Source organism: Cupriavidus sp. GW822-FHT02D05, from assembly GCF_058802485.1.
On record NZ_JBXAOE010000031.1, the window covers coordinates 1 to 22,123 of the forward strand.

General features: G+C 66.2%; 20 protein-coding genes and 1 riboswitch. Of the genes, 13 read left to right on the plus strand and 7 right to left on the minus strand.

The features are described 5' to 3' along the window. Positions 1–610: 610 nt before the first annotated feature. From AC1RQK_RS31640 to AC1RQK_RS31655, 4 genes are all read right to left on the minus strand, one after another. Positions 611–1,540 carry a Bug family tripartite tricarboxylate transporter substrate binding protein gene (locus AC1RQK_RS31640; RefSeq protein ID WP_492813422.1) on the minus strand — a complete coding sequence of 310 codons (930 nt, stop codon included), beginning with the start codon at positions 1,538–1,540 and terminating at the stop codon, positions 611–613. A gap of 214 nt (positions 1,541–1,754) precedes the next feature. Further along, positions 1,755–2,576, minus strand: coding sequence for a GntR family transcriptional regulator (locus AC1RQK_RS31645; protein WP_492813317.1), 822 nt, complete (start codon positions 2,574–2,576; stop codon positions 1,755–1,757). Between the two features lie 15 nt (positions 2,577–2,591). Next, positions 2,592–3,821, minus strand: a complete 1,230-nt coding sequence (locus tag AC1RQK_RS31650) for a CaiB/BaiF CoA transferase family protein (RefSeq protein ID WP_492375807.1) — start codon at positions 3,819–3,821, stop codon at positions 2,592–2,594. A gap of 434 nt (positions 3,822–4,255) precedes the next feature. Continuing rightward, the gene (locus tag AC1RQK_RS31655; RefSeq protein ID WP_492813319.1) at positions 4,256–4,975 is read right to left on the minus strand and encodes a GntR family transcriptional regulator; all 720 of its coding nucleotides are present in this window, start codon (positions 4,973–4,975) and stop codon (positions 4,256–4,258) included. Between the two features lie 213 nt (positions 4,976–5,188). Here AC1RQK_RS31655 and araD point away from each other — a divergent pair, with 213 nt between their 5' ends. From araD to AC1RQK_RS31685, 6 genes are all read left to right on the plus strand, one after another. Further along, on the plus strand, positions 5,189–6,928 hold the full coding sequence (gene araD, locus AC1RQK_RS31660) for an L-arabinonate dehydratase (protein WP_492375805.1): 1,740 nt from the start codon (positions 5,189–5,191) through the stop codon (positions 6,926–6,928). Between the two features lie 13 nt (positions 6,929–6,941). Then, entirely contained in the window at positions 6,942–7,700 is a 759-nt protein-coding gene (locus AC1RQK_RS31665) for a ribonuclease activity regulator RraA (protein ID WP_492813322.1), read from the plus strand. A gap of 158 nt (positions 7,701–7,858) precedes the next feature. Continuing rightward, a complete protein-coding gene (locus AC1RQK_RS31670; RefSeq protein ID WP_492813324.1) occupies positions 7,859–8,863 on the plus strand; it encodes a Bug family tripartite tricarboxylate transporter substrate binding protein in 1,005 nt (334 codons plus the stop codon). Positions 8,864–9,009: 146 nt separating this feature from the next. Further along, positions 9,010–9,999 carry a tripartite tricarboxylate transporter substrate binding protein gene (locus AC1RQK_RS31675; protein ID WP_492375802.1) on the plus strand — a complete coding sequence of 330 codons (990 nt, stop codon included), beginning with the start codon at positions 9,010–9,012 and terminating at the stop codon, positions 9,997–9,999. Positions 10,000–10,079: 80 nt separating this feature from the next. Further along, entirely contained in the window at positions 10,080–11,075 is a 996-nt protein-coding gene (locus tag AC1RQK_RS31680) for a Bug family tripartite tricarboxylate transporter substrate binding protein (RefSeq protein WP_492813326.1), read from the plus strand. A 52-nt stretch (positions 11,076–11,127) separates the two neighbouring features. Next, positions 11,128–12,066, plus strand: a complete 939-nt coding sequence (locus AC1RQK_RS31685; protein ID WP_492375800.1) for a 2-hydroxyacid dehydrogenase — start codon at positions 11,128–11,130, stop codon at positions 12,064–12,066. Between the two features lie 62 nt (positions 12,067–12,128). Here AC1RQK_RS31685 and AC1RQK_RS31690 read toward each other — a convergent pair whose 3' ends face one another. Beyond that, entirely contained in the window at positions 12,129–14,318 is a 2,190-nt protein-coding gene (locus AC1RQK_RS31690; protein WP_492813328.1) for a TonB-dependent receptor, read from the minus strand. A 151-nt stretch (positions 14,319–14,469) separates the two neighbouring features. Between AC1RQK_RS31690 and AC1RQK_RS31695 the strand changes: the two genes are divergently transcribed. Together AC1RQK_RS31695 and AC1RQK_RS31700 are read left to right on the plus strand one after the other, a co-directional pair. After that, positions 14,470–14,700 carry a hypothetical protein gene (locus AC1RQK_RS31695; protein WP_492813330.1) on the plus strand — a complete coding sequence of 77 codons (231 nt, stop codon included), beginning with the start codon at positions 14,470–14,472 and terminating at the stop codon, positions 14,698–14,700. 272 nt (positions 14,701–14,972) lie between these two features. Beyond that, positions 14,973–15,110, plus strand: a complete 138-nt coding sequence (locus AC1RQK_RS31700; RefSeq protein ID WP_174426420.1) for a hypothetical protein — start codon at positions 14,973–14,975, stop codon at positions 15,108–15,110. Between the two features lie 49 nt (positions 15,111–15,159). On the opposite strand, the gene AC1RQK_RS31705 is transcribed toward AC1RQK_RS31700, so the two are convergent. After that, a complete protein-coding gene (locus AC1RQK_RS31705) occupies positions 15,160–15,855 on the minus strand; it encodes a GntR family transcriptional regulator (RefSeq protein ID WP_492813332.1) in 696 nt (231 codons plus the stop codon). A gap of 205 nt (positions 15,856–16,060) precedes the next feature. Between AC1RQK_RS31705 and AC1RQK_RS31710 the strand changes: the two genes are divergently transcribed. Next, positions 16,061–17,485, plus strand: coding sequence for an amidase (locus AC1RQK_RS31710; protein ID WP_492813334.1), 1,425 nt, complete (start codon positions 16,061–16,063; stop codon positions 17,483–17,485). Between the two features lie 55 nt (positions 17,486–17,540). Then, positions 17,541–18,545, plus strand: a complete 1,005-nt coding sequence (locus AC1RQK_RS31715; protein ID WP_492813336.1) for a Bug family tripartite tricarboxylate transporter substrate binding protein — start codon at positions 17,541–17,543, stop codon at positions 18,543–18,545. A gap of 46 nt (positions 18,546–18,591) precedes the next feature. Here AC1RQK_RS31715 and ybiA read toward each other — a convergent pair whose 3' ends face one another. After that, positions 18,592–19,164: a riboflavin biosynthesis intermediates N-glycosidase gene (ybiA, locus tag AC1RQK_RS31720; protein ID WP_416050642.1), complete on the minus strand. Its 573-nt coding sequence runs from the start codon at positions 19,162–19,164 to the stop codon at positions 18,592–18,594. Between the two features lie 166 nt (positions 19,165–19,330). After that, positions 19,331–19,518: riboswitch (yybP-ykoY riboswitch) on the plus strand. 9 nt (positions 19,519–19,527) lie between these two features. Between ybiA and AC1RQK_RS31725 the strand changes: the two genes are divergently transcribed. The 3 genes from AC1RQK_RS31725 (at position 19,528) to AC1RQK_RS31735 (ending at position 22,072) form a co-directional block, all read left to right on the plus strand. Further along, positions 19,528–20,112, plus strand: a complete 585-nt coding sequence (locus AC1RQK_RS31725; protein ID WP_174426415.1) for a TMEM165/GDT1 family protein — start codon at positions 19,528–19,530, stop codon at positions 20,110–20,112. Positions 20,113–20,397: 285 nt separating this feature from the next. Beyond that, positions 20,398–21,024, plus strand: a complete 627-nt coding sequence (locus tag AC1RQK_RS31730) for a trimeric intracellular cation channel family protein (protein ID WP_492375793.1) — start codon at positions 20,398–20,400, stop codon at positions 21,022–21,024. A 199-nt stretch (positions 21,025–21,223) separates the two neighbouring features. After that, positions 21,224–22,072, plus strand: coding sequence for a hypothetical protein (locus AC1RQK_RS31735; RefSeq protein WP_492813426.1), 849 nt, complete (start codon positions 21,224–21,226; stop codon positions 22,070–22,072). Positions 22,073–22,123: the final 51 nt, after the last annotated feature.

Here is a 22,123-nt window from a genome sequence, read left to right on the forward strand (position 1 = left end):
GCGAGCGCCCGCCCTCTCCCCCGCCCCTCTCCCATTTCATGGGAGAGGGGAGCAAACCAGCGTTGTGCATCTGCCCCCGTCACTCCACGACGGCGATGAAATCACGGCGCTGCCGTAGCAAACCAGCGTCGTGCATCTGCCCTCGTCACGGATGCATCGGACTTCAGCGAGGGGCGATGCATCGCTGGGCTAAATCCAGCGCTGCCGTAGCTGCGCTCTCCCACGCGGCGCGAGTGCTGTTGTGGGAGAGGGCAGGCCTGCGCAAGAGCGGGACGTATCACCTTGGGCAAGCGCCCGCCCTCTCCCCCGCCCCTCTCCCATTTCATGGGAGAGGGGAGCAAACCAGCGCAGTGCATCTGTCCCGTCATGCATCGGACTTCAGCGAAGGGGCAACGCATCGCTGAGCTAAATCCAGCGCTACCGTAGAGCAAACCAGCGTTGTGTGCATCTGTCCCGTCATGCATCGGACTTCAGCGAAGGGGCAAGGCATCGCTGACGCTAAATCCAGCGCTGCCGTAGCTCCCCTCTCCCGTCGTGCGGGAGAGGGGTTGGGGGAGAGGGCGGGCGTGCGCAAGAGCGAGGCGTTTCACGTTGCGCGAGCGCCCGCCCTTCACTCCGGCTCGATCCCCGCCGCCTTGATCACCTTCGCCCACTTCTGCGTTTCGCTGCGCACGAAGGCGGCGAGCTCTTCCGGGGTGGACGGCGCGGGCTCGCCGCCGGTGCGGCTGAAGTACTCGGCGGCCCTGGCGTCGGTCAGGCCCTTGCGCACCATCTGGTTCATGCGCTCCACCACGGGCCTGGGGGTCGCGGCGGGAAAGAATGCTGCGGACCAGGCCACCATCTCGTAGCCGGGCAAACCGCTTTGCGCCATGGTTGGCACGTCTTTCAGCACGGGATGGCGCTGCGCCGTGGTGACGGCGATGGCCCGCAGCTTGCCGCCCTGGATCAGGGGCATGGCGGGCGATATGTCCGAGATCATGAAGTCGACCTGATGGCCCATCAGGTCGGTGAGCGCGACTGGCACGCCTTTGTAGGGCACGTGGAGCGCTTGCACGCCGGCCATCATCTTGTAGAGCTCGCTGGCGATGCGGGTGGAGGAGCTGCCGCTGGCGAAGGTGAGCTTGCCGGGCGTGGCCTTGGCCAGCGCGGTCAGCTCGGCCACGGTGTGCACGGGGCTGTCGGGCGGCACCACCAGTACCAGCCCGCTCTTGGCGATCAGCGAGACCGGCGCGAAATCCTTGACCGGGTCATAGGGCAGCTTCTTGAACAGCGATGCATTGGCGGCGTGCGTGGTGTTGGTGGTCACCAGCATGGTGTAGCCATCGGCTGGCGCGGTGGCAACCGCCTGCGCTGCGATAAAGCCATTGGCGCCGGGCCGGTTGTCCACCACGACGGATTTGCTGGTCTGGCCGGTGACGGCTTCGGCGACGAAGCGCGCGCTGCTGTCGGTGCCGCTGCCGGCCGGGAACGGCACGACCACGCGTACCGGCTTGGCGGGGTAGTCGCCCGTATCGGAGGCGCGCGCCAGGCTGGCAGGCATGGCTGCCAGCGCCAGGACGGGCAGCAGCAGCCCGGCGATCGCGCGCCGGGTGAGCCGGGTGAGCCGGGTGAGCCGGGTGAGCCGGGTGAGCCGGGTGAGCCGGGTGATGGGGTGCGTCATGTTGTCTCCTCGTTTACCACTTTTACTTTTTTTATTACGTTTTTTTACCGCTTGTGCCTTTGCGGCATCTGCTGGGTTTCTTTCGGGGTAACGCTCAGTTGCGGCTGTCGGGTACCGCGAGCGCCGGGTAGCGATCGGCCAGGTGGGCGGGCAATTCCACGTCGAGGATGAAGCGGTCCCCGCGATACCAGAAACACCCCGCCGTGAGCACCTTGCCGTCGATATCCAGCGTGGTGCGCACGATCTTGGCGATGGGCGCGGCAAAGCCGTAGGCCAGCGCGCGCGCCATCGCATAGTCGGCGGGTTCCACCGTCATGGTCTGATGCATGATGCCAAGGCGCTCTCCCACGGCCTCGCGCAGCAGGCGGGCGATCTTGCGGTGCCTTTCACTGCCGCGCGGGAACTGGCTGAAGACAGACTCGGCCACGTACAGCTCGATCAGGCAGAACGGCTCGCCATCGTGCACGTGCAGCTTGCGCAGCAGCACATAGCGGCCCAGCGGCTCGCCGCGCGTGGGCAAGCCCGGCGGCAGGCTGACATCCCTGCGTTTGTCCAGGATGCGGATTTCCAGCTCGCTGCCGCCGACCAGCTCATCGTTGATCGCGGATCGCATGCCTTCGCTCGGCCCGGGCGGCTGGCCGGTGACGTGCGTGCCGCGCCCGCGCTGGCTGCTGACCAGGCCCTCCTCGGCCAGCACGGCAAAGGCCTGCCTGACGGTGACGCGGGCGATGCCGTAGGTCTGCGCAAGGCGCTCCACCGTGGGCAACTGGTGCCCAAGCGGCCATTCGCCAGAGATGATCCGGTGGCGCAGCACGCTGGCTAGCTGCCGGTAGCGCGCCACGCCGCCCGTGCCATCGTCTGGCAGCGCATGCGCCTCGCCGTCGGGGGCCGCCGCAGAGTCGGCCTTTGCCTTCATGCTCGTTGCCTCACGCTAAGCCTTTGCCTTTGCATTTTCCGATCCGCGCGTGGTGCCCGCGGCCATCATGCGGTCGATGGCGGTGTCGTCATAGCCCACCTCGCGCAGCACCTCGCGGCTGTGCTCCCCCAGCGCGGGGGCGTGGCGCTGGCTGGTGGGCGGCGTGCCCGACCATTCGCTCGGCACCGCCATCTCGCGGATGCGGCCCACGCCCGGGTGGTCGGTCTCGCGGAAGAAGCCGATGTCGCGCAGATGCGGATCATCGAGCAGCGTTTCGAACGTGTGCATGGGGAACACCGGGATATCGGCCTCCTTGAGCAGCGCGCGCCATTCGTCCGTGGTGCGCTTGGCCATTTCGTCGCTGACCATCGCGTAAAGCTCCGTGATGTGGGCGGTGCGCGTGGTGATGCTGGCGAAGCGGGGATCGGTGTCGAACAAGCCGGCCTTGCCGATGGCCTTGAGGAAGGTGCGCCAGTGATGGTCGTGATAGATCAGGCAGCACACATGGCCGTCGCGCGTCTGGTAGGGCCGGCGCTCAGGCGACAGCAGGCGCGGATAGCCAAAGCCGCCGCGCGGCGGCACGAAGGTCTCGCCGTAAAGGTGGTCGCCCAGCACATAGGGCACCATGGTTTCGAACATCGGCACGTCCACGCGCTGGCCCTTGCCGGTGCGCGCTTGCGCGTACAGCGCGGCGCAGATCACGCCAAAGGCGTAGAGCCCCACCGAGCGGTCGGCAATGGTGATCGGGAGATAGCGCGGGATATCGCCGCTGCCCTTGGCCACCGCCTGGGGCAGGCCGCAGGCCGCCTGGATCAGGTCGTCGAACGCGGCCTGCGGCGCGTAGCGGCCGCGCTGCGAAAAGCCGAACATGCCGACATAGACCAGGCGCGGGTTCAGCGCGGACAGCGTTTCGTAGTCCAGCCCCAGGCGCTGCATGGCTTGCGGCCTGACGTTGTAGGCCAGCACGTCGGCGTCTTGCACCAGCCGCAGCAACGCCTCGCGCCCGTCTTCCGATTTGAGGTCCAGCACGACGCTGCGCTTGTTGCGGTTCAGGCCCAGGTAGAGCGGCCCCATCTTCTCGTCGCCGCACGGCCCGATGCCGCGCGTGACATCGCCCTCGGGCGACTCCACCTTGATCACGTCGGCGCCAAGGTCGCCAAGCATCTGCGTGGCCGAAGGGCCCATGAATACCGCCGTGATGTCCACCACCTTGACCCCGGACAGGGCGCCAGCCGTCATCTCCATCGTCTCCCCCCAACGTACGTTCGAATAGTTCTATGAATGGGACTATAGGAAAATAAAACGGATGGGACAAGGAAGGATCCGAACGCCGCCGGGCGCGGGAAACCTGGTCGACCAGCCCCTGCCGCCAGCCATTCGAGCAAACCCTCTAACCGCTTGACAATTTATGGCGCCCCATGAACAAAGCCCGTTTTTATGGGTCGTGTTATCCACAAATACTGTGGATAACAGGCACCTTGCTTCCCGCCAACCGGCTTGCAGCCGCCAATCCGGTCGGACTGCCTATTGTTTCAGCAACTTGAAGATTTTGTGGCACATTCATGGCAGGGATGCCGCATCGAAGCCACGGGCGTCGATCGCCGCCCTTTGCCGGGTATCGCGCAAGGCCGCGATAATGTGCGGATTGCGTCGCACCGGCTGCTGCTTGCTGCTTGCCGCTACTGCAGGAAATCTCCGTAGCGAGCGCGGATCTCTTCGAGATTGGCGAGCGTGCCGGAAAGGTGCCGGCGCAGGCTGGCCTGGGCGGCGTCGGGGTCGCCGCTGGCGATCGCATCGACGATGGCAGTGTGATCCGCCACAACCGCGTTGGCCTTGCCGGCGATCGGCAGGTGCAGGCGGCGCAGGCGGTCCAGGTGGCCGCTCTGGCGGCGCACCAGCATCCACAGGTCCGGCACGCGGGCGGCTTCGTACATCTGGCGGTGGAAGGCCTGGTCGAACAGGGAGAACTCCGCGAAGTCCTGGGCGGCCAGCATGGCCTGCTGCCGCGCCACGCTCAGGCGCAGCCGCTCCACCAGCGCGGGGTCGGGTTGCTCGGCCAGCGTGCGCACGATTTCCACTTCCACGGAGCGCCGCAGGAAATGCGCCTGCTGGGCCAGCGCGATGCTGATGGGGCTGACCACGGTGGCGTGCTGCGGGAAGATATCGACCAGCCCTTCCTCGGCAAGGCGCATCAGGGCATCGCGCACCGGCGTCTGGCTGATGCCGTACTGCGCGGCGAGATCCGTGCGCGACAGCACCGTGCCGGGCGGCAGCGTCATGGAGATGATCATGTCCCGCATATGCTCGAACACCTGCGGCGCGGCATGCCGGGTGCGGTCGAACTGGAATTGAATCTGCGGGGCGGACAAGGTGGCTTCAGTGGTTTCAGTGGCTTCCATCGGGCGTTCTGGTTTCACTGCACGGGCGTGGCTTATCACGCACAAAGACGCTGCATTACGTCTCATGGCAGCAGTTTAATGGAAAGCTTTACGGTTTGACACACTAATATATTAGTGCTTTAATCCATCCGACGATATCAGATGTCGTATCTCTACCGCCCAGTTCTGGCACCAGAGGTCCGGCCCAATGACAACATCCGTGGAAGAGACAACATGACGTCACGCAAGAAGACGCCCGAGACCCTGCGCAGCGCGCGCTGGTTTGCCCCCGACGACCTGCGCTCCTCCGGGCACCGCTCGCGCATCATGCAGATGGGCTACTCGCCCGACGAATGGCTGGACCGCCCGATCATCGCGATCATCAACACGTGGTCCGACATCAATCCCTGCCACTCCCACTTCAAGCAGCGTGTCGACGACGTCAAGCGCGGCATCCTGCAAGCCGGCGGCTTCCCGATCGAGCTCCCCGCCATCTCGCTGTCGGAAAGCGCGGTCAAGCCAACCACCATGCTGTACCGGAACATGCTGGCGATGGAAGCGGAGGAACTGATCCGCTCCCACCCCATCGACGGCGCGGTGCTGATGGGCGGCTGCGACAAGACCACGCCGGGCTTGCTGATGGGCGCGTCGAGCGCGGGCGTGCCGGCCATCTACGTGCCGGCCGGCCCGATGCTGCGCGGCAACTGGAAGGGCAATGTGCTGGGTTCCGGCTCCGACGCCTGGAAGTTCTGGGACGAGCGCCGCGCCGGCAATATCAGCAAGACCGAGTGGATCGGCATCGAGGGCGGCATCGCCCGCAGCCACGGCACCTGCATGACGATGGGCACGGCCAGCACCATGACGGCGATTGCCGAGGCCATCGGCATGACGCTGCCGGGCGCCTCGTCGATCCCCGCTGCCGATGCCAACCATATCCGCATGTGCTCCGAGGCCGGACGGCGCATCGTGGACATGGTGTGGGAAGACCTGACCCCGCAACGGATCCAGACGCGCGCCTCGTTTGAAAACGCCATCGCCGTGGCCATGGCGATGGGCTGCTCCACCAACGCCATCATCCACGTGATCGCCATGGCGCGCCGCGCCGGGCATGACATCGGGCTGGAGGATTTCGACAAGACCAGCCGCCACGTGCCGGTGATCGCCAATATCCGGCCCAGCGGCGACAAATACCTGATGGAGGATTTCTTCTACGCTGGCGGCCTGCCCGCGCTGATGAACCGCATCAGCGACAAGCTGCACCTGGATGCGCTGACCGTCACCGGCCGCACGCTGGGCGAGAACATCGCGGGTGCCGAGGTCTATAACGACGACGTGATCCGCACCAAGGAAAACGCGCTGTACCAGGAGGGTGCGCTGGCCGTGCTCAAGGGCAATATCGCGCCGGACGGCTGCGTGATCAAGCCCAGCGCCTGCGAGAAACGATTCTTCAAGCACACCGGCCCGGCGCTGGTGTTCGACGACTACCCGTCGATGAAGGAAGCGGTGGAGCGCGACGATCTGGACGTCACCGCCGACCACATCCTGATCCTGCGCAACGCCGGCCCGCAAGGCGGCCCGGGCATGCCGGAATGGGGCATGCTGCCCATCCCCAAGAAGCTGGTCCAGCAAGGCGTGCGGGACATGCTGCGCATGTCGGACGCGCGCATGAGCGGCACCAGCTACGGCGCCTGCATCCTGCACGTGTCGCCGGAATCGTATATCGGCGGCCCGTTCGCGCTGGTGCGCACCGGCGACATGATCTCGGTCGACATCGACCGCCGCAGCATCCACCTGGAGGTGTCCGACGAAGAGCTGGCGCGCCGCAAGGCCGCGTGGACGCCGCCGCCGCCGCGCTTCGGGCGCGGCTATGGCTGGATGTTCTCCAAGCATATCCGGCAAGCCAACGACGGCTGCGACTTCGACTTCCTGCAAACCGATTTTGGCGCGCCCACGGGCGAACCCAGCATCTACTGATAGCGGACCCATCATGACCGATACCACGACCGATACCACGACCACGACCCAGGCCAGCAAGCTCAGCCAGCAGACCATCGAGCAGTTCAAGACCGTCAGCACCGCGACGTTGTGCACGGCGCTGTTCAAGCGCGGCTTGCGCAACCAGTTCATCCAGGACGTGCACCCGCTCAATCCCGAGCACGGCAACATGGTTGGCGAGGCCTTCACGCTGCGCTACATCCCGGCGCGCGAAGACCTGAACCCGATCTCGGTCTTCCTGGATCCGAACCATCCGCAACGCCAGGCGGTTGAGCGATGCCCATCCGGCGCGGTGCTGGTGATCGACAGCCGCAAGGACGCGCGCGCGGCCTCCGCCGGCTCGATCCTGATCACGCGCCTGATGCAGCGCGGCGCGGCCGGCGTCGTCACCGATGGCGGCTTTCGCGATTCGCCGGAGATTGCGCGGCTGGCCATGCCGGCCTATCACCATCGCCCCTCCGCGCCGACCAACCTGACGCTGCACCAGGCCATCGAGATCAACGGCCCCATCGGCTGCGGCGACGTGGCGGTGTTCCCGGGCGACGTGGTGGTGGGCGATGCCGAAGGCGTGATCATCGTGCCGCGCCACCTGGCCGAGGAAATCGCGGCGGAAGCGGTGGAGATGACCGCGTTCGAAGACTTCGTCACGGAGGAAGTGATGAAGGGCCGCTCGATCATCGGCCTGTACCCGCCGACCCAGGAGCAAAGCCGGCTGGACTTTGCCGCCTGGCGCGAAGCCAAGGGCCGCTGAGCATCGCCGCCTGCCAGACGGGACAAGCCTCGGCAAGCTACGAACAAGCCAAAACAAGCCAAAACAAGCCAAAAACAAGCCACAAACAAGCCACAAACAAGCACATGAGCCAGCCGGCTCCCGACGCGAGGGGCAAGGCGGCCACGGATGGAGACAAGATGCATCACAACAAGCGAGGCGCGCTGCGCCGCGTTGGCGCCCTCGGCATGCTGGCCGCAGCCAGCGCCCTGTTCCTGTTCAGTACCGGCGCGCAGGCCGAGGACAAATGGCCGTCGCGCCCGATCACCTGGGTGGTGCCGTTCGCGGCGGGCGGCTCCACCGATATCGTCGCCCGTACCATCGGGCAGGAAGTCTCGAAGGCGCTGGGCCAGCCGGTGGTGGTCGAGAACCGGCCCGGTGCGGCCGGCGCGGTGGGCGCGGGCTACGTGGCGCGCGCCAAGCCGGATGGCTACACGCTGTTTGGCGGCACCATCAGCACGCATGCCATCAACGCGAGCCTGTACAAGAATCTCTCATACGACCCGGTCAAGGATTTCGAGCCGGTCTGCCTGATCGCCTACGTGCCCAATGTGCTGATGGTCGACGCCAAGCTGCCGATCAACAACGTGAAGGAGCTGATTGCCTATGCGAAGAGCCATCCGGGCCTGAGCTTCGCGTCGTCGGGCGCGGGCACTTCGACGCATCTGGCAGGTGAGCTGTTCGCCGACATGATCAAGGTGCCGATGACCCACGTGCCTTACAAGGGCAGCCCGCAGGCGATCCAGGACGTGGCCGCTGGCCTCGTTCCCTTTCTCTTTGACCAGCTGACCGCGGGCGACGCCATGATCAAGGCCGGCAAGCTGCGCGCGCTGGCCGTGACCTCGCCCAAGCGCTCCGCGCTGGCGCCCAACGTGCCGACCATGGCCGAGGCCGGTATGCCGGGCTTCGAGATGGTGTCGTGGCAGGCGCTATACGCGCCGCACGGCACGCCGAAGGACGTGGTGCAGCGCCTGAACGCCGAAGTGGTGCGCGCGCTGAAGCAGCCCGCCGTGCAGCAACGGATGACGCAGCAACTGGGCATGGAAGTGGTAGGCAGCAGCCCCGCCGAACTCGCGGCGTTCATGGGCAAGGAGATCCCGCGCTGGGCCGAACTGGTGAAGAAATCGGGGGCGACGGCCAATTGATGGCTCGTCCGGCGTAGCCACGGTTTGCTCCCCTCTCCCACGAAGTGGGAGAGGGGAGCCGCGCAGTTGCGAAATGATGCGTTGGCGCTCTCGCTGCGCGTTGGATGGAAAGCATTAAGCCGAAACAAAAACGCACAGGAGACTACATGCACTTCTACACCAAGCCCATTGCCGCAGCACTAGCGGGCATCGCGGCCGCACTCGCCTTGGCCGCCCCCGCCACCCATGCCGCCGAAGGCAGCTACCCCACCAAGACCATCACCATCATCGTCCCCGCCTCCCCCGGCGGCGCCATCGACCTGGTAGCGCGGCTGGTGGGCCAGAAGATGACCGAAGCCTGGGGCCAGTCCGTGGTGGTGGACAACCGCCCCGGCGCCACCGGCATCATCGGCACCGACCTCGTGGCCAAGAGCCCGCCGGACGGCTACATGCTGGCGCTGGTGGCCAGCAGCCACGCCATCAATCCCAGCATGGTGAAGAAGCTGCCCTTCGACACCGTCAAGAGCTTTGAGCCGGTGGCGCTGACCCACGTGGTGCCGCTGATGCTGGTGGTGTCCCCTTCCCTGCCTGTGACATCCGTCAAGGAACTGATCGCCTACGGCAAGGCCAACCCGGGCAAGTTGTCGTTCGCGTCCAGCGGTTCGGGCGGCGCGCCGCATTTCTCGGGCGAGCTGTTCAAGAGCATGACGGGCATCGACATGGTCCACATCCCGTACAAGGGCAGCACGCTGGCGCATCCGGACCTGACCAGCGGCCGCGTGTCGCTGATGTTCGACACCGTTGCCGCCATCGGGCCGCAGGTCAAGGGCGGCAAGGTGCGCCCGCTGGCGGTGACGACCGCCAAGCGCTCATCGGCCGCCCCGCAGGTGCCGACCATGGCGCAGGCTGGGCTGCCCGGCTATGAGACCAGCACCTGGGGTGGCGTGCTGGCCCCGGCCGGCACCCCCAAGGCGGTGGTGGACAAGCTCAACGCCGAGATCAACAAGGCGCTGGCTTCGCCCGACGTGCGCGAGCGCCTGCAGAACGCCGGCATCGAGCCCGCAGGCGGCACGCCCGCGCAATTCGCCAGCTTCCTGCAAGTGGAAATGGGCAAGTGGGCCAAGGTGGCCAAGGATGCGGGCATCCAGCCCGAGTGAGTTGCCGCCGGGCAACCACCAACCCATGCGTGCCGGCGCCAAGGCGCCCGGCCAGCAAGCCGTACTTTCGGAGACAAGACATGCGCTCGCTCTACACCCCCACACTTGGCCGCCGCGCGGCCCTGATCGCCCTGGCCATCGGCGCCTGGCTGCCCGCCGCGCAGGCCCAGCCCGGCGTTGCCTGGCCGACCAAGCCGGTGACCATCATCCTGCCGTTCGCCCCCGGCGGCGGCACCGACGTGGGCACCCGCCTGGTGGCGCTGCGGCTCTCGCAACTCTGGGGCCAGCCGGTACTGGTGGACAACCGCCCCGGCGCGGCCGGCAATGTCGGGCTGGACATCGTGTCCCGCGCCAAGCCGGATGGCTACACGCTGGTGGCCGGCAATGTCGGCACGCAATCGATCAATCCCTCGCTTTACAAGAAACTCAACTATGACCCGGCCGCCTTCGTGCCGGTCAGCCTGATGGCGGAGTTGCCCTTTGCCCTGGTGGTAACGCCCAAACTGCCGGCCAGGAACCCGAAGGAACTGGTGGCGCTGGCCAAAGCGCAGCCCGGCAAGCTGACCTATGCCAGCTCGGGCAGCGGCGGCTCGCCGCATCTGTCGGCCGAGATCTTCAAGGTGGCTACCGGTACCGACCTGCTGCATGTGCCCTACAAGGGCGGCGGCGCGGCCATGACCGACCTGATGGCAGGCAATGTCGACATGCTGTTCGCCTCGATCCTGGAAACCGCCGGCCATGTGAAATCCGGCAAGCTGCGCGCGCTGGCCGTGACCAGCAAGGTCCGCTCGCCCGCGCTGCCGGACGTGCCGACGCTGGCAGAGGCGGGCATCGCCGGCGCCGAGTCGGGATCGTGGGTCGGCCTGCTGGCGCCGGCCGGCACGCCCAAGGACATCGTCGACAAGATCGCCGCCGGCGTGAAGGAAGTGGTGGCGATGCCCGCGGTGAAGGAGCAACTGATCGCGCAAGGCGCCATTCCCGTGGGCAGCACGCCCACGCAGTTCGCCGACCTGATTGCCACGGATCGCAAGCGCTACGCCAAGATCATCCAGGACAACAAGCTCAGCGCGGACTGAATCAAGCACCGCCGGACCACCATCACCATTTTCACCATTTGGACCTCTTCTCATGAAACCACGCCTTGCCCAGCACGGACGCCTGCCCGCCGCGCTTGAAGCCAGCCTCGCCGAGCACTACGACGTCCACCCGCTGTGGGCCGAGACCGATCCCGCCGCCTTCCTCGCCAGCCACGGCGGCGAGTTCGCCGCACTGACCACGCGCGCCGCGATCGGCGTCGACGCCGCGATGATCGCGGCCTTGCCAAAGCTGAAGGTTATCTCCAGCTTTGGCGTGGGCCTCGACAAGATCGATCTGGACGCCGCACGCGCGCGCGGCATCGCCGTTGGCTATACGCCCGACGTGCTCAATGATTGCGTGGCCGATACGGCCTTCGGCCTGCTGATGGACGTGGCGCGCGGCTTCAGCGCGGCCGACCGTTTCGTGCGGCGCGGCGAGTGGCCAAAGGCGCAGTTCCCGCTCGCCACCCGCGTCAGCGGCAAGCGCATGGGCATCGTCGGCATGGGTCGCATCGGACGCGTCATTGCCCGGCGCGGCGCGGGCTTTGACATGGAAGTGCGCTACCACAGCCGCCGCCCCGCGCAGGATGCGCCCTACCGCCATGAGCCCTCCCTGAGCGAGCTGGCCAGGTGGGCGGACTTCCTGGTCATCGCCACCGCGGGCGGCCCCGAGACCCGGCACCTGGTGTCGGCCGAGGTACTCGACGCGCTAGGCCCGAAAGGCTTCCTGATCAATATCGCGCGCGGCACCGTGGTCGACGAAGCCGCGCTGGTGGATGCGCTGGTGCAGGGGCGCATTGCAGGCGCCGGGCTGGATGTGTTCGAGAACGAGCCGCAGGTGCCGCAGGCGCTGTTCGCGCTGGACAACGTCGTGCTGCTGCCGCATATCGCCAGCGCCACGCACGAGACGCGCAATGCGATGGCGGATCTGGTGTTTGAAAACCTGCAGGCTTTCTTTGCCAATGGGGCGGTGAAAGCCTCGGCGGTGTAGAGCGGTTAGATCGACGTTAACTGGGGGGCGACGCGGGCCAACGCCGCGCGCCACCCCCGCGCTCAGAAGGGCTTTGACAACGCCACGTAGAAGCTGCGCCGCGGCGCATACTGCGGCGCGCCCACCCCGATGCCGGTCCCGTCGCGCAACTGGTAGTTGCGATCGAACAGGTTGATCACCGTCAGCCGGACTTTGAATTTGCCGATGACCGGCGCATCGAAGGCGTGTCCGGCGCCCACGTTGACCTGGAAGTAGGCGCCCAGGTGATTGGTGTTGGCGAAGCCGTTGCGCAAGCCGCTGCCGAACAGCGCATCCGCGCTCAGCAGCGTGCCGTGCCACGTGTACGAGGTACCGAACGAGCCCGCCACCGTCTGGTCGTGGTCGAGGTGGACCCAGTTGCTGGCGATATACGCCAGCTCATCCGCGCCGAAATGGAACTGCCCGGTCTCGACCCCCTTGGCCAGGGCGCGCGAAACGCCCAGGTTGGCGTAAGCGGCAAAGCTCCCCTGCCGGTAGTTGGCCGTGCCCTCCAGCCCGTAGATCTTGCCTTGGTCGTAGTTGAACGAGGAGAAGATCAGCGCGTTGCCGAACTGCCCTTCGTCTTGCAGGTGGCGCACCTTGCGGTAGTAGGCATCCAGGCCCAGCGTGAGGTTGCGCGTGGCCTGGTGCGACACGCCAAGGTCGAAGTAATCCGAGCGCTCCGAGCGCACGGCCGTGTTGGCGTCCGACGGCAAGGCGTTGGTGGTGCCGGCGAAGCTGGCCACCGAGGTGGTGTCGATCTTCTCGGTCGCCGGTGGCGTGAAGTAACGCGCGTAGCCGGCATGCAGGCGTGTGACGTTGGTGAGATCGTAGGTCAGCCCCAGGCGCGGGCTGATCTGCTGCTCGCTGACAACCGTGTTGACGTGGTCATAGCGCGCGCCGTAGTTGACCGTCAGCTTGTCGGTGGCCTTCCACTCGTCTTGCAGGTAAAAGCCCAGCGTGGTGCCCGTATTGCTGGTGTTGTCCACGATGGTGAATGGCACCCCGCTGGTCTGGTTGCCGTTGGCGTCGGCGGGAAGCACGCTGGAGGTGTTGTCCACGCCGTAATGCTCGCGCTGCACGAACACGCCGGTGCGCAGCGTGTGGCTGGGGTTGAGCACGTAGCTGCCGTCGGCCTGCACGCCGTAGGCTTCGTTGCTGCGCGTGATGTTGGCGGCAACGCCGGTGTAGGCCAGGTCGCCGATCGGGTCCGGGTTGTAGTCGACGCGGCTGGTGCGATGGAACAGCGACACCTGGAAATCGAGCGCGGACGATACCTTGTTCTGGTACGAGAGGATCTGGAAATCGGTCTTCTCGCGCTGGTTGGCGTTGAGCTGGTCGGAGGGCGGCGTGACCACGCCGTCGATGGTAAACGACGGCGACAGGCCCGGCCGGTTCGGAATCTGGAAGCGGTTGTCAGCGCTGCCAAACATGAAGCTCACCCGGCTGTCCGGATTGATCAGGTAGGACAGCATGCCGAATGCCTTGCCCTGGTCGGTGTGATCGTGAATGGCATTGCGCCCGGCGGCGGGGTTCTCGATGCCGAGGTTGTTCTCGACAAAGGAGCCGCTCAGGAAATAGCTCCACGGCCCTTTGGCGCCCTGCACATAGCCGTTGAGCTCATGGTCGGCGTGGCTGCCGAAGACCGTGCCGATCTCGCCGCCGAAAGCCTTGGGCTGCCCCTCCTCGTCGGCGGCCGCACCCTTGGTGCGGATGTCCACGATGCCCGCCGTGCGAAAACCGTACTGCGCCGGCAGCGCCCCGGTGATCAGCTTGATCTCGTCCGCGAAACGCGTATCCAGCATTTGCCCGAAGCCGCTGATCGGCTCGGGAATGATGACGCCGTTGATGCGGTATTGCAGGTTGGCGTGGTCGCCGCGCACGTGCAACTGGCCAAAGGAGTCCTGCACCACGCCGGGGGCTTGCAGCAGGACCTGGTTCAGCGGCGTGTTTTCTCCCTGGGGCAGCGCGTTGATGTCCTCGCTGTCGAAACGATAGACCGAGCTGCCGGTCTCGGGCGACAAGGCGTTGCGCGCCTCGTCGAGCCGCTTGGCGGTGACCACGACGGCATTCAGGGCCTTGGCGCTGGCTGCCGGCGCGGGTGCCGGGGCGGGAACCGATGGCGAGGATGGTGAGGAAGAAGACGGGTCGGCCGGCGATGACTGCGCGTGGGCGGACAGGGCGAGCGCCGACGCGGCGCCGGCCGCGATGGCTCGAAGCGGAAAACGGGACATGGGGTGCCTCTGATGGAATGGGAATGTCGCGCACGGCCTTCAGGCGCGCGCGCATGCATTAAGCGAACAATCCGCCAGTCAGAGGGGGGCCACGGCTGCGGGGCCGTGGCGAGGCGATGGGCGCGATGTGCCGCTCGGCGAGCAGCGGGTAATGCCAGCGGCGGAAACTGACGAGCAGCAGCCAGCAAGCCATCGACGGCATGCCCACGGCGGCGGCCGCGAAGGCCAGGCATTGCAGGCAGGCGTGGCCGGGCCCGCACTGTTCAATGTCGGCCGGTGCCGCGCATGGATTGCTCTGCTGGGACGCGTGGAGATGGGAAAGCGCGTGGACGACCGCACCCGCCTGCCCGAAGAGCAGGAACACGCAGAGCAGGAGCACTAACGGGCGTCGCCACATGGGATGGCTGGGAGGGCGAGGGCGCGGGGCCATGAGCGGCCCGGCCTTCTATTTTTGCAACAGTGTTGCAAGTGTGCCATCAGGACCCATCAGGACACAAGCGAACTCAACACCCATGTACCTGGCTGCCTGTGCGGCCAACCACGTTGTGATTCGGGCCACACCCCCCTCCGTCGAGTGGTAGCGAGCCAGGTGTGCTTTTGCGCATACTCGCGGCTAGCAAAAAAATAGCGCGAACGTGCATAGAGGGGTCAGAGATGGAAGCAACCATTACGTTTGCGGGGTACCTGCTGGCGTTTCTGCTGGCGCTGGTCCTCGGGGCGAGAAGCGTGAACCGGCACCATCCGGCGCTGCGCCAGGAATTACCGGTTGCCGCGGAGCCGCAGCAGCCATAAACGTGGTCCTTGCGGCCCCCGCCAGCACTTAGCACTTAGCACTTAGCACTTAGGGTTCAGCAACCACCGCGACGTCGTCGCTTTCCCCCTGCGCCAGCGCCCTGAGCCGCGCCATCGAATTGCGGATATGCAGGCGGGCCAGATGTTCCGCCTCATCGGCATCCGCGCCTTCGATCGCCGCCACGATCCGCTCGTGCTCCTCGATGGCTGCCAGTGCCCGGTCGCGGGCAAACAGAACCCTTGGCGCAAACACCTGCGATGTCATATGCACAATGGGCACCTGCCGCGCCAGGTACTCGTTCGCTGCCAGCCCGATGATGGCCGTGTGAAACTCGACATTGGCCGCTGTATAGACCTCGGGCCGCCAGGGATCGAGGCTCCCCCGCTGCGCCTCGATGATGGCGCGCAAGGGCGCCCCGGCCAGCTCGCTGGCGCGTGATGCCGCCAGCCGGGCCGCCAGGCCGTCGATCACCTCCCGCAACTCGTAGGCGTCCATCAGCTGCCGGAAATCCGCGCTGACCACGGTCACGCCGCGTGCCGTCTCGGCGCTGACCAGGCCCTCGCGCTCCAGGATGCGCAGCGCTTCGCGCAGCGGCGTGCGGCTGATCTTCAGGTCCTCGGAAATCTCCACCTGGCGCAGTGGCTTGCCCGGCGGGTAGACGCCGCGATAGATGCGCTGGCGCAGGACCTGGGCGACTTCCTCGACCAGCCGCACCCGGCCTTGCCATTCGAATGTTTCTGCCATTTGCCCCCAATTTTATGAAATTTCACGCTATTTTGCGCATCCCGGCGCCGTTTGGGCACGGGGTGATTCAGCTTGGGTGGCGCAGTTTACAAGGGCTGCCCACGGGTCTACTATAGCCGCAAACAGTGGATTCTGGATCCAAAAACCAAAGCCTCGCAAAGCGTGGCATCCAGGCCCCCGAGACACTTTCTGGAGACGCCCGCCGATGAGCGATGCGCTTTGCTTTCTGTCCGCCGCCGAGCTTCAAGGCCGCATCGCCCGCAGGGAAATCTCACCCGTCGAGCTCACGCAGGCCGTGCTCGACCGCGCCGCCCGGCTGCAGCCTGAGCTGAACTGCTTCATCACGCTGTGCGCCGACCAAGCCATCGCCGCCGCCCGCGAGGCGGAGCAAGCCGTCATGGCGGGCAAGCCACTTGGGCTGCTGCACGGCATTCCCTTCACCGCGAAAGACCTCGTCAATACAAAGGGCGTGCGCACCACATTTGGCGTGGCGCCGTACCGGGACAACGTGCCCGACCACGATGCGGTGGCCATCGCCCGCCTGCGCGAACAAGGCGCCATCCTGATCGGCAAGACCACCACGCCCGAGTTTGGCTCCAAATGCCTGACCGATTCGCCGCTGTTTGGCCGCACGCGCAATGCCTGGAGCCGCGAGCGCACCAGCGGCGGATCGAGCGGCGGCGCGGCGGTCGCCGTGGCTAGCGGCATCGCGCCGCTGGCGGTCGCAACCGATGGCGGTGGCTCCACGCGGATTCCGGCCGCTTGCAACGGCGTGGTCGGCATCAAGCAGAGCAACGGCGTGATTCCGCACAGCCAGGCGCAGGACCTGTTCGGCAACCAGACCTATGTCACGCCGACCACGCGCACGGTCGCGGATACCGGCCTGATGCTGCAGGCGATGGCCGGCGAGCATGCCTGCGACCCCTGGTCCATCGGCGTGCCCAAGCCGGACTATGTCAGCGCGGCGCGAGCGCAAGGCGATCTGCGCGGGCGCCGCATCCTTTACTGCCTGACGCCGCCAGGACGCCCGGCATCGGCGGAAGTGGCGCGGGCCTTCGAGGCGAGCCTGTCCAAGCTGGCAGACCTTGGCGCGGAGCTGGAACCTTTCTCCGGCGAAGGCTTCGACGTGGAGCCGATCTGGCGCGCCATCAACCATACGGTCTGGCGCGCGCGCTTTGCCGCTATTGCCGAGGAGCACGGCGACCAGCTCAGCGCCACGTTCCTGCGCCAGGTGGCCTCCGCCGCGCAGGTCAGCGGCGTGGAGTACCAGCAAGCCATGTTCGACCGCACGAAGCTGTTCCAGCGCGTGCAGGCGCTGCTGCAGCGCGCAGACCTCCTCGCCATGCCTACGCTGACGCGCACGGCGCTGCCCATCGGGCAGGACCTGTTCGGCACCATCGACATCGACGGCGAGGCTTTCGAAAACGTGCGCGCGCACTGGTTCCCGTGGACCATGCCGTTCAACATGACCGGCCACCCCGCCATCAGCCTGCCCTGCGGCTTCGGCAGCGACGGGCTGCCGATCGGCTTGCAGCTGGTGGGCCAGTTCCGCGGCGACGCTGAACTGCTGCGTGTGTCGGCGCTGTTCGAGGCGTCGCACGGGCTGCTTGGCCAGTGGCCGCAACCGTAATCCGCTGCAACCGCCTCCCCTTTCATCACCGATAGACTTCGCCACCGCATCCGCCATGACCCAAGCTTTACGCCGCAACCTCGTGATCCACACCCTGGCGCTGTCGGCCTGCGCCGTTGCTGTCCTCGCCCTGCCCCGGCCAGCCAGCGCGGCGGACAACCCGGATGCCGCGATGCACATCATCGTCGGCTACGCCCCCGGCGGCGCGGCCGACAGCCTCGCCCGGATCTATGCCGAGCAACTGCGCCAGGATGGGCATGGCACCGTCATCGTGGAGAACAAACCCGGCGCATCGGCCCGCCTGGCGCTCGACTACGTGAAGCGCGCCAAGCCGGATGGCAAGACCATCTTCATCGGGCCGTCGCCGCTGTTCACCATCTTCCCGCTGACCTACAAAAAGCTGGGTTACGACGCGGACAAGGACCTGGTGCCCGCAGCCGTGCTGACCGACGTGCCAACCGTGATCGCGGCGGGCGTGCAGCAGCCGTACAAGAACATGAAGGAGTACGTGGAGTGGGCCAGGCGCAATCCCAATAGCGCCAGCCTGGGCCTGGCGACCATCGGCAGCGCGGGCCACCTGGGCACGGTAGCGCTGGGCAAGGCTGCCGGCATCGCCATCACGCCGGCCGCTTACCGCGGCGCGTCCCCGATGCTGGTCGACGTGATCAGCGGCACGGTGTCGATCGGCTGGGATGCCGTGGCCAGCATGATGCCGCTGTACAAGGGCGGCAAGCTGCAGTTCCTGGGCGTGAGCGGCACGCGGCGCGCCAAGGCGCTACCGGATGTGCCGACCTTGAAGGAGCAAGGCTTCAGCCAGTATGACTACGCCACCAGCTGGTACGGCGCGTTCCTGCCGGCCGGCACCCGGCCGGATGTCGTTGCCAAGGTCGAGAAGATGTTCATCGTCGCCTCCGGCAACGCCGCGACCGCCGGCAAGCTGGAGGCCCTTGGGCTGGAAGTGGCAGCCAAGCCTGGCCAGGAGGCGCGGCATCGCATCCAGCTGGAGCGCGCCGCCTGGAAGCCGATTGTGGAGGCTACCGGTTTCATCGCGGAGGACTGATCAGGATCAGAGGAAGGGGCGGATGACTCCGCCCCTTCCTCCCGCTCTAATGCGCCGCGCCTTCCCTGAGCGCCTCGCGCGCAGCCATCAGCGCAAATCCGAGCAGGTTGGGCCCGCGCCACTGATCGGGATTGGCCGCGCGCGGATCGTCAGCGGCCAGGCCAATGCCCCATATGCGGTCCACCGGGCTGGCCTCCACCAGCACGCGCCGCCCGGTGCCGAGCAGGTAGCCAGCGAGGTCCGGATTCTGGCGGAATTTTTCAATATTGCCCTGCGTCACCAGCGCCTGGCACGCGGCATTCCAGCGCCCTTCGTCAAAGCCGCGCACCTCGCGGCCAAGCCGCTTGGCCGCGGCGGGCGAAGGCGCCGCCAGGATACGCGCCAGGGCAGGCTCGTCGCCGAACAGGCGCGCCTTGCCAGCCATCATGAAATGCTCGGCGCTGGCGAACACCTGGCCATCCACGCTGAACCGCGCGGGCCACCACTGCGACAGGCACTCCTTGCCCACCGCGGCTCCCGGCCTGGCGCTGTGGCCCCAGAAAAACAGGTAGGCGGGCCGGTGACCGCGCCGGAAGGCACTGATCAGGGAGGCGTGGTCATGGATATCGGGCTGGGTCATCGTAAGTCGGTATGGTCTGGCATGGATGGAGCCTGGGCGCCCCCAAAGCGCTCTAGTATTGTTCGCGGCAAAGGTGTGCGTCAAATGGCACAAGGCGCGTGTTCATGAGTAAGGCGTTTTGAGCGCCGGGGCACCGGATCCTCGCCAGCGCAAGCCTGTGGTATCATCTGCGCCGTCTTAGGGGAGTAGCTAGCCTCCAGTCCCCCTGGAGGAGCCTGCGTCAACATACTTGGTACAAAAAACCATGGCGCCGGCAGCCTGATTGGCTCAGCGAGACCTTTGACTTTTCTGTCCACCAGCTGGGGCTGGCACTGGGCAGCGAAGTCATTGGTTCGTTTGTTGCCGGCCCCCTTTGGATGTCACATGGAAGCACTCATTGCTTCGTTCGGTATGGTCGCCCTGGCTGAAATGGGCGACAAGACTCAGCTCCTTTCCTTTCTCCTGGCCTCCCGGTTTCCCGGCAAGCAATGGAGCATCATTGCGGGCATTTTCGTCGCAACGATCTTCAACCACCTCTTTGCCGCCGCCTTGGGCGACTGGGCTGCATCGCACGTCAGCCCGGATGTGACACGCTGGGTGCTGGGCATCGCCTTCCTGGCCTTTGCCGCCTGGGCGCTGATCCCCGACAAGCTGGACGACGAAGGGAACAACGGCAAGCGCGCCGGCGCCTTCGCCACCACCGTCGTCGCCTTCTTCCTCGCCGAGATGGGCGACAAGACGCAGTTCGCCACCATTGCGCTAGGCGCGCAGTATGCCAACCTGAGCATGGTCGTGGTCGGCACCACGCTCGGCATGATGGCGGCCAACGTGCCCGCGGTCCTGCTGGGTGAACGCCTGACCCGCATCATCCCGCTGTCCAAGATGCGCTTCGTCGCCGCGGCGCTGTTCGCCATCTTCGGCATCCTGATCCTGTTCAAGGTGAACTTTGGCCTGAACCTGGGGACCTGAGCCAGCCGCATGGCATGGTCAACTCGCATGGTCAACTCGCATGGTCAACTCGCATGGTCAACTCGCATGGCCAACTCGCATGGCCAACTCGTGTGCCTTCGCCAGCTTGCGCTTGCGCGCTGGCGTGGCAGGCGATTGGCCGCGATCGACGCTGGCCGAGCCATGAACAGCAACGCGCCGTCGCAGCACGCGCGGCGCGTACCACCGCAGGTGTCTATGGCGCCACTGCCCGGAGGCCAGTATCCTCCTACAGTTGCCCCGCCCCGAGCCCAATTCATCAGCCCAATGAGAACAAGAGCCGAAGTCGTCGTGCTGGCAGCCGATCTTGCCGGCACCACCGTGTTTGCCGTGGAGGGCGCCATCGTCGCCATGCGGCATGGGCTGGACTTTCTCGGCGTGCTGGTGGTCTCGCTGGTCACCGCGGTCGGCGGCGGCATCATCCGTGACCTGCTGATCGGCGCGGCCCCGCCCAATGCGATCCGGGACTGGCGCTATCCCGCCCTTGCCTGTCTTGCCGGCACCGCGGCGTTCGTATTCCACTCGGCGGCGCAGGGGTTTACCGGCCCGCTGATCATCGCGCTGGATGCGGCGGGCCTGGCGCTGTTTGCCGTAGCGGGCGTGCAAAAGGCGACGAACTACGGCGTACGCCCGCTTGTGGCGACGCTGATGGGCACGCTCACCGGCGTGGGCGGCGGCGTGGTGCGCGACATGCTGCTGGCGCAGGTGCCGACCGTGCTGAGCGCCGACATCTACGCCACGGCGGCCTGGCTGGGATCCGCGGTACTGGTCAGTGCCCGGGCCCTGCGCCTGCCGCCGAGCGTCGCGGCGCTGGCCGGCGGCGCCAGCTGCTTTGCGCTGCGGCTGCTTGCCGTGCAACATGACTGGCACCTGCCGAAGGTGCCGGTCTGGTGAGAGCTCGGATCTGGGGGCAGGCAACGGATTGCAAGGACGAAGCCCGCCATTTCAGGGATAGCAAAACAAGCGCGATTTCCCTGCCTGCTCCGGCGCAACACCCGTGCGTGCCCCGACCGCCGTGCCAGGTGCAACATCGAGTTCGCATGCGCTATGATCGCAATCGCTTGGCGCAGGCGAAGTACAGGGGGGGCGAAGCGTGAATGCCCAGGAACTGGACACAACAAGATTCGGGAAAAACAACATGCAGACACATGGCGGGAAAACTATAAGAATCCGCAAGGCACTGATGACCCTCGGGGGCGCTCTGCTACTGGCGCCCTGCGCCGCGCTCACGGCAACCCAGGCGTCGGCCCAGAGCGTCGAGCAACCGGCGTTCAAGGAAGGCGATAGCTGGACCATGCACCTGAAGAACCAGTTCCAGAATGGTGAAACGCGCGAACGCAGCTTCGTCAGCGCCCTGGTCCGCTCCGGCGGGGATAGCATCCTGATATCGACCAAGCCAGTCGATTCCAGCCTCCCCCCCAAGGAAATCCTGCTGGGTCTCGACTGGAGCCAGGCGAGAAGCATCAACGGCCATATGCAGGTCGTCAACAAGCCGCTCTCGTTCCCCATGAAGATCGGCAAGACATGGACCGTCTCCTACGACGAGGAACATCCAAATCCCACGATCAAGCAGCGCCACACCCAGATGCAATACAAGGTGATTGGCTGGGACGATATCACTGTGCCTGCCGGCAAATTCCACGCCTTGAAGATCGAAACCGACGGGACCTGGTACCTGGAGTTCCAGCCCACGCCGTCGGCCGCCGCCGCGGTTGCCAAGGTGGATCAGAATGGTTCCAGTGTCACGATGCAGAGCCAAAAGCCCACTACCCCGGATCCGGCTACAGGCCGCATTTACCGGGCGTACTGGTATGTTCCGTCGGTCAAGCGGGCCGTGAAAATCATCGAGGAGCAGTACAACTCCGGAGGCGGCCTCTCAAACCGGGACACGGTGGAGCTTGAGGCGTACAAGGTCGACATGCAGGCCGCTGCCGGCAACTAAGCGGTCGCCAGGGCTACTGCAGCGCTCGTACTGACCGGGCAGCTTGTCCCG

Bases quoted from the DNA above. Each gene is read 5' to 3' on its own strand.
- AC1RQK_RS31640 (WP_492813422.1), bottom strand. From the start codon at position 1,540: ATGCCTGCCAGCCTGGCGCGCGCCTCCGATACGGGCGACTACCCCGCC.
- AC1RQK_RS31645 (WP_492813317.1), bottom strand. From the start codon at position 2,576: ATGAAGGCAAAGGCCGACTCTGCGGCGGCCCCCGACGGCGAGGCGCAT.
- AC1RQK_RS31650 (WP_492375807.1), bottom strand. From the start codon at position 3,821: ATGGAGATGACGGCTGGCGCCCTGTCCGGGGTCAAGGTGGTGGACATC.
- AC1RQK_RS31655 (WP_492813319.1), bottom strand. From the start codon at position 4,975: ATGGAAGCCACTGAAACCACTGAAGCCACCTTGTCCGCCCCGCAGATT.
- araD (WP_492375805.1), top strand. From the start codon at position 5,189: ATGACGTCACGCAAGAAGACGCCCGAGACCCTGCGCAGCGCGCGCTGG.
- AC1RQK_RS31665 (WP_492813322.1), top strand. From the start codon at position 6,942: ATGACCGATACCACGACCGATACCACGACCACGACCCAGGCCAGCAAG.
- AC1RQK_RS31670 (WP_492813324.1), top strand. From the start codon at position 7,859: ATGCATCACAACAAGCGAGGCGCGCTGCGCCGCGTTGGCGCCCTCGGC.
- AC1RQK_RS31675 (WP_492375802.1), top strand. From the start codon at position 9,010: ATGCACTTCTACACCAAGCCCATTGCCGCAGCACTAGCGGGCATCGCG.
- AC1RQK_RS31680 (WP_492813326.1), top strand. From the start codon at position 10,080: ATGCGCTCGCTCTACACCCCCACACTTGGCCGCCGCGCGGCCCTGATC.
- AC1RQK_RS31685 (WP_492375800.1), top strand. From the start codon at position 11,128: ATGAAACCACGCCTTGCCCAGCACGGACGCCTGCCCGCCGCGCTTGAA.
- AC1RQK_RS31690 (WP_492813328.1), bottom strand. From the start codon at position 14,318: ATGTCCCGTTTTCCGCTTCGAGCCATCGCGGCCGGCGCCGCGTCGGCG.
- AC1RQK_RS31695 (WP_492813330.1), top strand. From the start codon at position 14,470: ATGCCAGCGGCGGAAACTGACGAGCAGCAGCCAGCAAGCCATCGACGG.
- AC1RQK_RS31700 (WP_174426420.1), top strand. From the start codon at position 14,973: ATGGAAGCAACCATTACGTTTGCGGGGTACCTGCTGGCGTTTCTGCTG.
- AC1RQK_RS31705 (WP_492813332.1), bottom strand. From the start codon at position 15,855: ATGGCAGAAACATTCGAATGGCAAGGCCGGGTGCGGCTGGTCGAGGAA.
- AC1RQK_RS31710 (WP_492813334.1), top strand. From the start codon at position 16,061: ATGAGCGATGCGCTTTGCTTTCTGTCCGCCGCCGAGCTTCAAGGCCGC.
- AC1RQK_RS31715 (WP_492813336.1), top strand. From the start codon at position 17,541: ATGACCCAAGCTTTACGCCGCAACCTCGTGATCCACACCCTGGCGCTG.
- ybiA (WP_416050642.1), bottom strand. From the start codon at position 19,164: ATGACCCAGCCCGATATCCATGACCACGCCTCCCTGATCAGTGCCTTC.
- AC1RQK_RS31725 (WP_174426415.1), top strand. From the start codon at position 19,528: ATGGAAGCACTCATTGCTTCGTTCGGTATGGTCGCCCTGGCTGAAATG.
- AC1RQK_RS31730 (WP_492375793.1), top strand. From the start codon at position 20,398: ATGAGAACAAGAGCCGAAGTCGTCGTGCTGGCAGCCGATCTTGCCGGC.